This window comes from Ornithinimicrobium cryptoxanthini, assembly GCF_023923205.1.
GTDB classification, from domain to species: Bacteria; Actinomycetota; Actinomycetes; order Actinomycetales; family Dermatophilaceae; genus Ornithinicoccus; species Ornithinicoccus cryptoxanthini.
This window is the reverse complement of sequence record NZ_CP099490.1, coordinates 234,112-246,748: the sequence shown is the minus strand read 5'-3', so window position 1 is coordinate 246,748 and position 12,637 is coordinate 234,112. Positions and strand designations below refer to the sequence as shown.

Below are 12,637 nucleotides of genomic sequence, written 5' to 3'. Positions count from 1 at the left end.
GCCCTATGTCGCCCCTGCAGATCATCGCTCTCATCGTCGGGTTGGGCGTGACGCTCGTCGCGGTCAGCCTCTTCGTCCGCACGATCGTGGGCTTCGTCGCGAAGTTCCGCCTCGGTCAGCCGGAGGCCCGCACCGACGCGCCGGGGGCGCGCACGCTCACGCTGGTCCGGGAGTTCCTCGGGCACACCAGGATGGCGCGCAAACCTGTCGTCGCGGTGGCCCACTGGGGCGTGATGCTCGGGTTCCTGCTGCTCACGACCACCCTCGCCACGGCATACGGGCAGCTGTTCGACCCGCACTTCGCGCTGCCACTGATCGGTCACTGGCCGCCCTACATCTGGCTGGCGGAGCTGTTCGGCTGGTTCACCATCATCGGCATCATCGCCCTGATCGTGATCCGCCAACGCAGCCATCCGCGCACGCTCGACCGCAGCAGCCGCTTCTGGGGCTCGACGTTCTGGGAGGCGTATGTCGTCGAGTTCGTGATCCTCGGCGTCGGCATCTGCATCGTGGTCCTGCGTGGTCTGGAGTCCGCGCTCGGCAAGGCGACCGGCGCCGACTGGGCCGACCTGGTGCACTTCCCCACCACCAGCTGGGTGGGCAGCTTCTTTGACGGCCTGTCGGTCGGTGCGCTGGAAAACACCATCGTGGTGGTCGCCCTGATCAAGATCTTGATCTCGATGGGCTGGATGATCACTGTTGCGCTCACGCCCACCATGGGCGTGGCCTGGCACCGCTTCCTGGCCTTCTTCAACATCTGGTTCAAGCGCCACGCCGAGGGGCGCACCTCGCTGGGTGAGCTGGCCCCGATCGCCGTCGGCGGCAAGCCGGTCGACTTCGAGAACATCGAGGAGCTCGACGAGGACGCGGCCCTGGGCGTCGGCAAGGTCGAGGACTTCACCTGGAAGGGCCTGCTGGACTTCAGCACGTGCACCGAGTGCGGCCGTTGTCAGGAGCAGTGCCCTGCCTGGCACACCGACAAACCCCTGTCGCCCAAGATGCTGATGGTCAACCTGCGCAACCACCACCACGCTAAGGCTCCCTGGCTGATGGCCAGCGAGGAGGCCCGCGCGGCCGCTGGTGACGGCGGCGAGCCGGTCGACCAGACCTCCGGCGCGACCACCGGGGGCATCATGCTGTCGGCCGTCGCCGAGGCCCAGCGCGAGCTGGTGGGTGCCACCGAGGGCGACCCGACCATCCCCACCGGCGGTGCCGTGGTCGACCCTGACGTGCTGTGGGCCTGCACCACCTGCGGCGCCTGCGTCGAGCAGTGCCCCGTCGACATCGAGCACGTCGACCACATCGTGGACATGCGGCGCTACCAGACCCTGATCGAGTCGGCCTTCCCGAGCGAGCTCAGCGGCCTGTTCAAGAACCTGGAGAACAAGCAGAACCCCTGGGGCATGTCCGCCCGCGCACGGATGGACTGGGCCAAGGACCTGCCGTTCGAGGTCAAGATGGCCGGCGCCGACGTCGAGGACCTGGACGAGGTGGACTATCTGTTCTGGGTGGGCTGCGCAGGCGCCTACGAGGACCGCGCCAAGAAGACCACCCGCGCCGTGGCCGAGCTGCTCAACACCGCGGACGTCAGCTTTGCGGTGCTGGGCGACGGCGAGACCTGCACCGGTGACCCGGCGCGCCGGGCAGGCAACGAGTTCCTCTTCCAGATGCTGGCGCAGCAGAACGTCGAGGTGCTCAACGAGGTCAACGCCACCAAGATCGTCGTCACCTGCGCACACTGCTTCAACACGATCAAGAACGAGTACCCCCAGCTCGGCGGCAAGTATGAGGTGGTCCACCACACCCAGCTGCTCAACCGTCTGGTCCGCGAGAAGAAGCTGACCCCGGTCGCCAAGCCCGACCAGGCCGACACCTCCGGTGTGGCCTCAACGGCCGAGACCGTGACCTATCACGACCCGTGCTACCTGGGCCGGCACAACGGCGTCTACTCCCCGCCCCGCGAGCTGCTCGGCGCCCTGCCCGGGGTGGAGATGCGTGAGATGCCGCGCACGAAGGAGAAGTCCTTCTGCTGCGGCGCCGGCGGCGCCCGCATGTGGATGGAGGAGAAGCTCGGCACGCGGATCAACGTGAACCGGACCGAGGAGGCCCTGGCTACGGGGGCCGACCGGATCGCGATCGGCTGCCCCTTCTGCCGGGTGATGCTCTCTGACGGGCTGACTCAGAAGCAGTCCGAGGGTGCTCGCGAGGAGGTCGAGGTCGTCGACGTCGCTCAGATGCTGCTGGCGGCTGTGCGCCGCGGGCAGGGTGACGAGGAGGCCGAGGCGGCTCCTGAGCCCCAGCCCGACCCGGAGCCCGCACCCAGCGCCTGAGGAGCGCCGGCGTCGGTGATGCCGGGCGGTGCGGCCGCCGTCAGAGGCCGTCGACGAACTCCCGGGCCACCTGGGCGGGGTCGGTGTCCTGGACCTGCACCATCATCTCGGTGAGGTTCTCGGTGGTCAGGCCCGCGGAGACCACGTTGAGGGCCTCCTCGATCTGCGAGGTGAGCGCATCGGTCGCAATCAGCGGGACGACGTTCTGCGCGGCAAAGAGGCTCTCGGGGTCCTCCAGCACCACGAAGTCGTTCTGCGCGATGGCCGGGTCGGTGGTGAAGATGTTGCCGGCATCGATCTGCCCGTTCTTCAGCGCCTCGACGGTCAGCGTCGAGCCGGCGTCCAGCGGCTTGAACGAGGAGAACTCCAGCCCATAGACCTCCAGCAGCCCGGGCACGCCCGTGAACCGGTCACGCCACTCGGCCGGACCGCCGAGCACCATGTTGGGTGCGTGCGGCTGCAGGTCGCTGATGCTGACCAGGTCAAACTCCTCGGCCGTGTCTGCGGTGACGACCACGGCGTCCTTGTCCTGTGCCTCGGCCATGTCGAGCACGGTCAGGTTGTCCGGCAGGGCCTCCTGCAGCTCGGCATAGACCGCGTCGCTCTCGGTGGCCTCGGCCGTCTCGTCCAGATAGAGAGTCAGGTTGCCGGTGTATTCCGGGATCAGCTGGATCGAGCCGTCCTCCAGGCCGGCCATGTAGGCCTCCCGGTTGCCGATGTTGAGTCGCGTCGTGACCTCCACCCCGGCGTCGCCGAGCGCAGCGGCATAGATCTCCGCGAGCAACACGTTCTCGGGGAAGTTCGCCGAGCCGATGATCAGGGCCTCACCCTCGCCACCTCCGGTCGCGGGGGCACCGTCCTCGAGGGGGTCGCCTCCACCGCAGGCAGTGAGCGCCAGACTGCTGGCGAGCAGGGCGGCAAGAGTCGTCTGGCGACGGTTCATCAAGAGACCTTCCGTTCGTCATCGGCGAGGCCGGGCGAGACCACCGCTCGTTGCAACAACCCCAACAACATATCCACAACCAGCGCCAGGAGCGCGACCAGGAGCGCGCCGCCGGCCATCTCGTCATACGCCCGGTTGGCCTGACCATCGATCAGGAACCGGCCTAGACCGCCCAGCCCCACGACTGCCGCGATCGTTGCCGTCGCGATGATCTGCAGCATCGAGGACCGCAGACCGGAGAAGATCAGCGGCAGCGCGATGGGCACCTCGACGCGCCACAGCCGCTGCCACCCGGTCATTCCCATGCCGCGCGCGGCGTCGCGGGCAGCCGGGTCGACCTGGCCGATGCCGGCATAGACCCCGGCCAGGATCGGCGGGACCCCGAGCAGCACCAGGACGATCAGGCTCGGCAGCTCGAAGGCCAGCTCGCCGCGCAGCCGAGGCAGCAGGAGCAGCGCTGCCAGCAGCAGCACGCCGAGTGAGGGGATGGCGCGGAACGCGGAGACCACGTTGACGAGCACCACCTTGCCGCGACCGGTGTGGCCGACATAGAGCCCGATCGGCACTGCGATCAGCGCGGCGACCACGAGCGCGATGAACGACAGCCGCAGGTGCTCCAGGGTCTGCGCGGTGATGCCCCCCGGCCCGGACCAGTTCGTGGGCTCGCTGAGCCAGGCCCAGATCGTCTGGATCATCCGCGCACCGCCCGCAGCCACGGCGTGAGCGCCCGGGTCCCCGCCAGGATCAGCAGGTCAAACAGTATGGCGAGGAGCACGCAGGCCAGGATGCCCACCAGGATCGGTCCCATCGCACCGCGGGAGAAGCCGTCGGTGAAGAGCAGGCCCAGCTGCGAGACCCCGATCAGCGCGGCGACGGAGACCATCGAGACATTGCTGACCGCGGCCACCCGCAGCCCGGCGGAGACGACCGGCACCGCCAGGGGCAGCTCGACGCCGAAGAAGCGCCGCAGCCGTCCATAGCCCATCGCGGTCGCCGCCTGGCGCACATGGTCCGGCACCGACCCGAGGCCGTCGGCCACGGTGCGGGTGAGCAGCGCGATCGTGTAGAGCGTCATGGCCACGATCACGTTGACCGGGTCCAGGATCCTGGTGCCGAGGATGCCGGGCAGCAGCACGAACAGGGCCAGCGACGGGATCGTGTAGAGCAACCCGGTGCCCGCGATCAGCGGCGGATAGAGCCAGCGCCGCCGCAGCGCGAGCCACCCCAGGGGGAGGGAGACCAGGAGTCCCAGCAGCAGCGGGACACCGGCCAGATAAGCGTGCTGCAGCGCGAGGTCCACCACCTCAGCCAGGTCGGTGCCGAGCACCTTCACCGCGGCTCCGCGGCCTGGATCGTCGCACCGCTCGGGCGCGGAGCACGCTGGATCGCGGTCAGCACCTCCTCGGCGCGCACCGTGCCCGCGAGGGCGCCCTCGCGGACCGTCACGCCGCGTCCGCTCGGGGAGGAGAGCGCTGCGTCGAGCAGCGTCCGCAGCGGGCCGTCGACGTGGGCCACCGTTCCGGCCCGGTGCAGGTGCTCTCGCGCGACCGGGGCTCCTCCGACCTCCGCGGGGCGCACCCAGCCCTGCGGACGCATCTGCTCATCGACCGCCAGCAGCCACTCCTCCTCGCGTGCACCCAGTGGCTGCCCCATCGCCACCGTCTCCTCGGGGTGCACGGGCACGGGCGCCGTCTGGAAGCTGAGCGCGCGGTAGCCGCGGTCCTTCCCCACGAAGTCGGCCACGAAGTCGTCCGCGGGGTGTGCCAGCAGGTCGGCGGGGCTGCTGAACTGGGCGAGCAGACCACCCTGGCGCAGCACCGCCACCCGGTGCCCCAGCTTGATCGCCTCGTCGATGTCGTGGGTGACCAGGACGATGGTTGTCCCCAGCTCTGCCTGCAGCGCGAGGATGTCGTCCTGCAGTCCCTCGCGGGCGATCGGGTCCACGGCGCTGAACGGCTCGTCCATCAGCATCACCGACGGGTCTGAGGCCAGGGCCCGCGCCACCCCCACGCGCTGCTGCTGCCCCCCGGACAGCTGCGCGGGATAGCGCTGGGCCAGGTCCCCCGGCAGCCCGACCAGCTCGAGCACCTCGTGCGCCCGCGACTCGGCGCGGGCTTTGCCCCACCCGTTGAGCCGCGGCACGGTCATCACGTTGTGCAGCACCGTGCGGTGCGGGAACAGTCCGGCGTGCTGGATGACATAGCCGATGTCGCGCCGCAGCCGGGCGGCCGGCACCCTGGCCGTGTCCTGCCCGTCGATCAGGATCCGCCCGCTGGTCGGCTCGATCATCCGGTTGATCATCCGCAGCGAGGTCGTCTTGCCACACCCGGACGGACCGACCAGGACGGTGATCTCTCCGCTGGGAGCCTCCAGGGTGAGGTGGTCCACGGCCATCGTGCCCCCGGCATACTCCTTGGTCACGCCCTCGAGCTGGATCATCCCTCGACCCTAACGGCGAAGACCCCTCACCGCGCTCAGAAAGTCCCGTCCGCGACGGCGACGGGCTGGTAGGTGTCCCAGTAGATCTGGTCGCGCACGTGCATCAGCCAGGCCGCCCGTGGCCCGACATAGCGCAGGTGCCACGGCTCGAACTCATAGCCGGTGACGCCGGTGCCGCCCTCGGGATAGCGGATGATGAAGCCGTACTCGTGCGCGTGCGCCGCCACCCACCTGCCCTCCGGGGTGTCGCCGAAGCACGCCCACCCGCTGCAGCTCGGCCCGCCCAGGTCTACGGCCAGGCCGAGCTGGTGCTCGCTGTGCCCTGGCCTGGCCGAGATCATGTCGGCCCGTGCCCTGCCGACCGTGCGCACCCAGTAGTCGTAGGTCTCCTGCTGCTCCGCGTAGGAGCGGTAGGCGCTCTTGACATAGAGGCCGGGGCGTCCAGCAGCGGTCGCGTCGTCGAAGAGCGCGTCGAGCATCACGGCGACCTCGGGGCGGACCTGGTGGGCCGTGCCGCGCCAGGAGACCAGGTCGGCGGGGACGTAGCGCAGCGGCGAGACTGCCTGCGCCTTTGTCAGCAGGTCATAGAGCCGGTCGGTGTCGCCGGTCTCCATGCCGCTGAAGACTGACAGCCGGGCCGCGGTCTCCAGCTGCTCGGCGCAGACGGAGTTGCTGCCGCCCAGCGCGACGACCATCTCGGGCGGCTCGGTGCTCAGCCGGCGCCAGACCGGCTCGGTCACCACCGCGCACCGGTTCCTCACGAGCAGGATCGGACCGCGGGTGAGGCTGCCGCCGACGACGGCATCGGCAATGGCGGTGCCGCTGGCCAGATAGGTGCGACTGCTGCTGTCGGGGAAGGCCCGGTCGGCGATGGCCGCCGAGGTCGCGAACCGGTCCGAGCCCGCGACGCGGTCCGTATGCCGTGCGCCGGCGGCGGCGCTCAGCGCGCCGGCGGTCACGGAGGACGAGCCGCCGAGCGCGACGACAGAGGTGGGGTCAAGGGCATCGATCGCGGCGAGGGTCGGGGATGGGACGACGTCGGAGCCGTTGGCCACCAGCAGGATCGGACCATCCGTGAGCACACCGCCAGCGACCGCGTCCGCCGACTCACGCTGCTCAGCGAGATAGACAGTGGAGGCCCCGCCCGGGAAGGCGCGGTCCGCGATCAGGGCGGCGGTGTCATAGCGGTCTACGCCGCCGAGCCGGGTCGCGGTGCGGCCGGCAGCGGCGGTGTCGAGGGTCTGCCCACACACGGACGAGGTCCCGCCCAGGGCGACGACCTCGACGGGGTCGACGCGCGCGATCTCGTGGAGGACCGGCTGCGGGATGGCGCCGCACGGGGGGACGAGGAGGACGGGGCCATCGGTCAACGATCCCGCGGCGATGGCGTCGGCGAAGACATCGCTGCGGGCCAGATAGACCGCGTCGGCGCCGAAGGGGAACGCAGACTTCGAGATGGCCACCGCCGTCTCGAAGCGCGAGGCGCCGTGCAGCCGCGCCGTCGGCACGGGGGCGACCGGCTCGGCGTGGGGGGCAGCCTGCGAGCTCCCGACCACGGCGGCTTCGTGGGGATCCCCAGGCATGGGGGCGTCCGCCGTGGCGGGGACCGTGATCAGGCTCAGTGTGGTGACCGCCGCGAGCAGTGCCGTGAGCGTGCGTGGGCGCGCTCCTGCCGATCGACGAGCGGTGGCTCCCCCAAGCCGCACGTCAGACCTGCGACCGGTGGAAGTTCTGGAAGGACCGGCTGGCGGTGGGGCCACGCTGTCCCTGGTAGTGCGACGCGCGTGCGTCCGAGCCGTAGGGGTGCTCGCTCTCGCTGGAGAGCTGGAAGAAGCAGAGCTGACCGATCTTCATGCCGGGGTGGAGCACGATCGGCAGCGTCGCGACGTTGGACAGCTCGAGGGTGACGTGCCCGGTGAAGCCGGGGTCGACGAATCCGGCCGTGGCGTGGGTCAGCAGCCCGAGGCGGCCCAGGGAGGACTTGCCCTCCACGCGTGCGGCCACGTCGTTCGGCAGCGAGACCTCCTCAAAGGTCGAGCCGAGGACGAACTCGCCGGGGTGCAGCACAAACGACTCGCCGTCCTCCACCTCGACCAGACGGGTGAGGTCCGGCTGATCCTGGGCCGGGTCGATGACGGCGTACTTGTGGTTGTCGAACAACCGGAAGTAGCGGTCCATGCGCACGTCGACGCTCGACGGCTGGACCATCGTGGGGTCCCACGGGTCCAGCCGGACGCGTCCGGCATCGATCTGGGCGAGGATGTCGCGGTCGGAGAGCAGCACGCAGACAGGGTATCCGTCCCGGGTTGGATCGCCACGCGGGCCGTCGGTTACACTCTCGGGGCAACCCTGCGGGCGTAGTTCAATGGCAGAACATCAGCTTCCCAAGCTGAATACGCGAGTTCGATTCTCGTCGCCCGCTCCACGCTCCTGCTCCACCGGTTCAGATGCCTGTCCCGCCGGCGTCACCACGCACCAAACCCAGAACATCGAGGCTGCCAGCTCGGCGCGACACCCCCGGTTGTGAGGACACGTGACATCGGTCGGCTCCGGAGCACCAATGGGTCGCCTGGTGCGCGACCACACACCAATGGACCAGCTGGTGCGCGACCACACACCAATGGACCAGCTGGTCCGCGACCACCCACCAAAGGGTCAGCTGGTGCGCCAGGACCCAGCGATGTCACGTCCCGGAGCAGCGGCTCCTGCCTTGGCCCTTCCTCCACAACCGATCCAGCAGCCGAGGCAGCTCCACAGATCTGTGATGCCCCGTGCCCGAGCGCCCCAGAGTCGCCACGATTGCGAGATGGAGAAGAGTTCAGCGCAGGAGGGCCGAGGGCACGAGCGACCAGATACGCCGTCCGTCCGGGAGCAGGTGGGGCTGGCGCTGCGGGCCGACCGACGGCGACGCCACGAGAGCCAACGCGCCTACGCCGCCACGCGGAGTCTCAGCCGGGACATGTTGGCACGGGCCGAGGTGGACGCGGGCGGCTTTCGACTCAACACCGTCGCTGCCCTCTTGGAGGGAACCGGCTTTGAGCTGGCCGTTCTGCCCGTGGCATCCGGCGGACCGGGAGCGTGGTGGGACCCGACAGATGTCGCTGCCCGCACGCGGGGCGGCGGCCGCTTCCCCGCCCACCGCGAGGTCAGGGAGAGTCTTGGTGGACCCATGTGGTTTCAGTACCACGAGCTGATGGGCAAGCGTGGCTCCGGAGTCCCGCCGCGGTGGAGCGCCGAAGGGTTCGTCCCACCGCCGGGCACCCGCTACGGCAAGCCGTCGTCGCTCGACGAGAACGGCAGACCGCGCTGGCCGTTCAACGACCCCTCTCGCTCGGACTGAGCACAGAGTCGCGCACCCAGGCGCTGTAGGAGCTGAGAGCGTGGCTGACCGGCACCGCCACGATCTCGGGAACGGCATAGCGGTGCCGCTTCATGACCAGATCCGACACGCTCTGGAACATGTCGGCCGTGGTCTTGATGAGCAACAACCACTCGGTGGCCTGGTGCACCTCGCCCTTCCACGAATAGACCGAAGTCATCGGTCCCAGGCACTGCACGCAGGCAGCCAGATTGGCACCGACGATCTCCTTGGCCATCGCGTGCGCGGCCTCGGCATCGGGAGCGCTCACCCGGATCTCGACGAGTGGGCTCGTGCCCACTTCCTCGAGCAGGGGGTTCCGGTCGCTCATCAGGGGGGCCTCCTACAGAGCGGAGTCGAGTGCGCGCCCGAGGACGTCGATCGCCCTGCGGGCATCGTCCTCGGTGATCACGCACGGGGGCACGACGTGCACCCGGTTAGCCATGGTGAGGGGCCAGACCCCCTCCGCCTTGCAGGCGCGCCCGATGGCGGCCATCCTCGTGGCGTCCAGCGGCTCCCGCGTCTGCTTGTCCGCCACCAGCTCCAGCGCCCAGAACGCACCGAGCCCACGGACGTCGCCCACGACCTCGTGCTGGGCCAGGGCACGCAGCCCAGGACCGAAGACCGTGCGGTCGAGCTCCCGGACGTGCTCGAGGATGCCCTCCTCCTCCATGATCTGCATCGAGGCAACGGCGGAGGCGCAGGCCAGCGGGTGCCCGGAGTAGGTCAGCCCGCCGGGGTAGGGCCGCTCGTCAAACGTGGCGGAGATCTCGTCCGAGAGCACGACGCCACCGAGGGGCACATAGCCGGAGTTGACGCCCTTGGCGAAGGTGATCAGGTCGGGCTTAACGTCCCAGTTCTGGATCGCGAACCACTGCCCTGCGCGGGCGAAGCCGGCCATCACCTCGTCGGCGATCAGCATGATGCCGTGCTCGTCGCACAGCGCCCGGACCCCCTCCAGGTAGCCCGGTGGCGGCACCAGGATGCCGTTGGACCCCACGACCGACTCCAGGATGATCGCCGCGATGCGGTCCGGCCCCTCGAACTGCACTGTCTGACGCAGGTGCTCCAGCGCCCGCTCGCTCTCCTCCTGCTCGGTCGTGGCGTGGAACGCCGAGCGATAGAGATACGGCCCCCAGAAGTGCACGACTCCGGGGAGTCCCGGCTCTGAGCCGAGCCGCCTCCCCTCGCCAGTCAACGAGATCGCGCCGTGCGTGGCCCCGTGATAGCTGCGGTAGGCCGCGAGCATCTTGTGCCGGCCCGTGTGCAGCCGCGCCAGCCGGATCGCATTCTCCACGGCCTCGGCACCGGAGTTGGTGAAGAAGACCTTGGACATGCCCTCCGGTGCGCGTTCGGAGACCATCCGGGCCGCATCGGCACGCCACTGGCTGTCGAAGCTGGGGGCGATCGTGGCCATCTCCCCTGCGGCCTGCTGGATCGCCGCGACCAGCTTGGGATGCTGGTAGCCGATGTTGACGTTCACCAGCTGAGAGGTCAGGTCCAGGTAGCGGTTGCCCTCGAAGTCCCAGAAGTACGCACCCTCACCGCCGGCCAGCGGCAGCTGGTCGAGGCCACCCTGGGCCGACCACGACGTGAAGACGTGCTTGCGGCTCATCTCCTTGATCTGCGCAGCCCGACCCGGCTCGGCGGTGGTCTGGGCTTCGGCCTGGGGTTCGGTGTGGGTGTGTGACGACATACCTCGAGTATGCCGCTCGTTCCGACCGTCGACCAGAGGTGTCCCCCCTCCGCACCCGGCACGGGGTGCTTGACCAGTCCGGCCGACCACCCACTACACTGCGTAGTATTAAGGCAAGGCTCCCGGGCCGCTCGCTCGGTGGGCACGCCGAGAGGAGAAGATGATGGAACGGATCGTCGTTGGAGTTGACGGCTCACAGGGCTCGAAGGCAGCCCTGGCGTGGGGCCTGAAAGAGGCCGCCCTGCGGGACGGCACCCTCGAGCTGGTGAATGTCTATGCGCCCCAGATGGCCTATGAGGGCATCAGCAGCGCTGCACAAGCCGAGGAGCTCATCCAGGGGCCCAGGCGTGCCGCTGAGGCGCTGGTCAAGGAACTGGCCGACGGCATCGACGCCGTCCCGGTGCAGACCCACGCTCTCGAGGACGCGAGCGCTCCCCGTGCCCTGGTCGAGCACGCAGCGGGCGCGACCATGCTCGTGGTGAGCGCCCGGGGCCTCGGCCCGTTCCGCAGGCTGCTGCTCGGCTCGGTGAGCCAGAACGTCGCGCACCACGCGACGTGCCCGGTGGTCATTATCCCGCCTGCTGACGCCTGAGCCCTGACGGGCGCTGCTCGCGCCACTCCCGCCGCCCCGGTGGACCTCGGCCTCGTCGCTCAGCCCAGGCCGAGGTCCCGGCCGATGATCTCTTTCATGATCTCGTTGGAGCCGGCCCAGATGCGGGTGACGCGGGCATCGCGCCAGGCGCGGGCCACGCGGTATTCGTTCATGAAGCCATAGCCTCCATAGAGCTGGACGCAGGCATCGAGCACCTCGCCCTGCACGTGCGCGGACCACCACTTGGCTTTCGCGGCGTCGACCGGCGTCAGGTCACCCTCGCCGTGCGCCAGCACGCACTGGTCGACGAAGGCCTGGGTGACATCGATCTTGGTGACCAGTTCGGCGAGCAGGAACTTGTTGTGCTGGAAGGCGCCGATCGCCTGACCGAAGGCCTTGCGCTCCTTGACGTAGTCGAGGGTCTCGCTGAGGATCTGCGCCGCGTGGGCGACGTTGGACACCGCTGCCCCGACCCGCTCCTGGGTCAGGTGCTCCATCATCAGGATGAAGCCGCGGCCCTCCGAGCCGAGGCGGTGCTCGTCAGAGACCCGCACGTCGGTGAAGAACAGCTCACACGTGTCGGCCTCGTCCTGACCCACCTTGTCCAGCGGTTCCCCCTTGGTGAAGCCCTGGGTCCCTGCCTCGAGGACGAACAGCGTGATGCCCTTGGCGCCGGCGGTTGGGTCGGTGCGTGCCGCGACGATGACCAGGTCGCAGGAGTGCCCGTTGGTGATGAACGTCTTGGACCCGTTGATGACCCAGTCCTCGCCGTCGCGCACGGCGGTCGTCTTCAGCGCGGCCAGGTCGGAGCCACCCGACGGTTCGGTCATGGCGATCGCGATGATCAGCTCCCCGGTCGCGATGCCGGGCAACCAGCGCTGCTTCTGCTCCTCGGTCCCGTGCGCCACCAGATAGGGCGGGCACACGTCGGAGTGGATTCCCATGCAGGAGGAGAACGCGGCACTCAGCCGGGACTGCTCCTCAGCCAGCACCGCGTTGAACCGGTAGTCCTGAGCCGAGCTCCCGCCATACTCCTCAGGGATGGAGAGACCGAGCAGTCCCTGCCGCCCTGCCTCGAGCCAGACCTCTCGCGGAATCGAGTGCTCCCGAATCATCTCCTCCGCGCGCGGTCGGGCCGTGCGGTCGATGAACTGGCGGACGGAGTCGCGGAACGCGTCATGGTCCTCGGTGAAGATGGCGCGGCGCACGACGGCCTCCTGGCGGCTGGTTACTGACGGGTCACTACATCACTACATCATGTCGGAGCCGGCCACCGACC

The 12,637-nt window shown here is 69.4% G+C and carries 12 protein-coding genes and 1 tRNA gene; 4 read left to right on the top strand and 9 right to left on the bottom strand.

Features of this window, described 5'->3' with window-relative positions; genetic code table 11:
- Window positions 1-5: 5 nt before the first annotated feature.
- Window positions 6-2,330: a (Fe-S)-binding protein gene (locus NF557_RS01145; RefSeq protein ID WP_252621272.1), complete on the top strand. Its 2,325-nt coding sequence runs from the start codon at window positions 6-8 to the stop codon at window positions 2,328-2,330.
- 40 nt (window positions 2,331-2,370) lie between these two features.
- On the opposite strand, the gene NF557_RS01140 is transcribed toward NF557_RS01145, so the two are convergent.
- The 6 genes from NF557_RS01140 to dcd form a co-directional block, all read right to left on the bottom strand.
- Window positions 2,371-3,273: an ABC transporter substrate-binding protein gene (locus NF557_RS01140; RefSeq protein ID WP_252621271.1), complete on the bottom strand. Its 903-nt coding sequence runs from the start codon at window positions 3,271-3,273 to the stop codon at window positions 2,371-2,373.
- The gene (locus NF557_RS01135) at window positions 3,273-3,968 is read right to left on the bottom strand and encodes an ABC transporter permease (RefSeq protein WP_252621270.1); all 696 of its coding nucleotides are present in this window, start codon (window positions 3,966-3,968) and stop codon (window positions 3,273-3,275) included. The genes NF557_RS01140 and NF557_RS01135 overlap by 1 nt, the downstream gene beginning before the upstream one ends.
- Entirely contained in the window at window positions 3,965-4,606 is a 642-nt protein-coding gene (locus NF557_RS01130; protein ID WP_252621269.1) for an ABC transporter permease, read from the bottom strand. Before NF557_RS01130 ends, NF557_RS01135 begins: the two co-directional genes overlap by 4 nt.
- On the bottom strand, window positions 4,603-5,712 hold the full coding sequence (locus NF557_RS01125) for an ABC transporter ATP-binding protein (RefSeq protein ID WP_252621268.1): 1,110 nt from the start codon (window positions 5,710-5,712) through the stop codon (window positions 4,603-4,605). The genes NF557_RS01130 and NF557_RS01125 overlap by 4 nt, the downstream gene beginning before the upstream one ends.
- 35 nt (window positions 5,713-5,747) lie before the next feature.
- Window positions 5,748-7,295 (bottom strand): cell wall-binding repeat-containing protein, encoded by a 1,548-nt coding sequence (locus tag NF557_RS01120; RefSeq protein WP_252621267.1) that lies wholly within the window; start codon window positions 7,293-7,295, stop codon window positions 5,748-5,750.
- A gap of 124 nt (window positions 7,296-7,419) precedes the next feature.
- On the bottom strand, window positions 7,420-7,995 hold the full coding sequence (dcd, locus tag NF557_RS01115; RefSeq protein ID WP_252621266.1) for a dCTP deaminase: 576 nt from the start codon (window positions 7,993-7,995) through the stop codon (window positions 7,420-7,422).
- Window positions 7,996-8,063: 68 nt separating this feature from the next.
- On the opposite strand from dcd, the gene NF557_RS01110 reads away from it, so the two are divergent.
- Window positions 8,064-8,137, top strand: a tRNA-Gly gene (locus tag NF557_RS01110).
- Between the two features lie 381 nt (window positions 8,138-8,518).
- Entirely contained in the window at window positions 8,519-9,052 is a 534-nt protein-coding gene (locus NF557_RS01105) for a hypothetical protein (protein WP_252621265.1), read from the top strand.
- On the opposite strand, the gene cutA is transcribed toward NF557_RS01105, so the two are convergent.
- Both cutA and NF557_RS01095 read right to left on the bottom strand, forming a co-directional pair.
- Window positions 9,027-9,401, bottom strand: a complete 375-nt coding sequence (gene cutA / locus NF557_RS01100; RefSeq protein WP_252621264.1) for a divalent-cation tolerance protein CutA — start codon at window positions 9,399-9,401, stop codon at window positions 9,027-9,029. The two genes, NF557_RS01105 and cutA, sit on opposite strands and share 26 nt — an antisense overlap.
- 12 nt (window positions 9,402-9,413) lie before the next feature.
- The gene (locus tag NF557_RS01095; protein WP_256855727.1) at window positions 9,414-10,766 is read right to left on the bottom strand and encodes an aspartate aminotransferase family protein; all 1,353 of its coding nucleotides are present in this window, start codon (window positions 10,764-10,766) and stop codon (window positions 9,414-9,416) included.
- A gap of 160 nt (window positions 10,767-10,926) precedes the next feature.
- Between NF557_RS01095 and NF557_RS01090 the strand changes: the two genes are divergently transcribed.
- The gene (locus NF557_RS01090) at window positions 10,927-11,358 is read left to right on the top strand and encodes a universal stress protein (protein WP_252621263.1); all 432 of its coding nucleotides are present in this window, start codon (window positions 10,927-10,929) and stop codon (window positions 11,356-11,358) included.
- A gap of 59 nt (window positions 11,359-11,417) precedes the next feature.
- Here the strand turns inward: NF557_RS01090 and NF557_RS01085 are convergent, their stop codons facing one another.
- Window positions 11,418-12,566: an acyl-CoA dehydrogenase family protein gene (locus NF557_RS01085; RefSeq protein WP_252621262.1), complete on the bottom strand. Its 1,149-nt coding sequence runs from the start codon at window positions 12,564-12,566 to the stop codon at window positions 11,418-11,420.
- Window positions 12,567-12,637: the final 71 nt, after the last annotated feature.